The following is a 551-nucleotide window of genomic DNA, read 5'->3' as shown; positions in this document are numbered from 1 at the left end:
CAATGATAGTTTAGGTTTAAGTCACCAGCTTTTGATCCCACCCAAGATTGGCGCACTGTCCGTCGTTCTCAGCATAGTTGACCTATCTGAGCCGAAGATTCAATGGCTACGCTAGACTCATCCTGCTTTAGCAAACCAGCGATATAGCGGTACAAACACAATCGCAAAATACCAACCATAAAGATAGGATTCGACAAATCCAATTAGGAAACCTGACCATGTCAACCATTCAAAACCAGGTAGCAGCGGTGCCCAAGCCTCATGCATGCTTATCTGCTCAGGTGCGAGTAGGCCAAAGACTATGCACAAGAGATAGCTGATGAGCAGAAACAGAGAAACGCTGTTGCCCACAGGACCAATTCTTAAAGTATTCGCTTTTGAATTCAATTCGTTCATCTTGACTCTCCTTGGTAGATGCTATACACCGCTTTCGTCACCACCAAACAACGGTATGGTATATGACCCGAACATCCGAACCAGAAAGCTCTGCGCAATAATTATATAAAATTACATCAGCAGAGCATTAAAACTGGTCGTCAAACAGTCTCTAT

The 551-nt window shown here is 43.9% G+C and carries 1 protein-coding gene; it reads right to left on the bottom strand.

Annotation, left to right across the window (positions count from 1 at the left end; all coding sequences use genetic code 11):
- Nucleotides 1-117: 117 nt before the first annotated feature.
- Nucleotides 118-396, bottom strand: coding sequence for a DUF5676 family membrane protein (locus tag ACS8FC_RS20080; protein ID WP_201589850.1), 279 nt, complete (start codon nucleotides 394-396; stop codon nucleotides 118-120).
- Between the last annotated feature and the right edge of the window lie 155 nt (nucleotides 397-551).

It is taken from the genome of Psychrobacter sp. 1Y4, from assembly GCF_051847555.1.
This window is presented reverse-complemented; position numbering and strand designations above follow the sequence as displayed.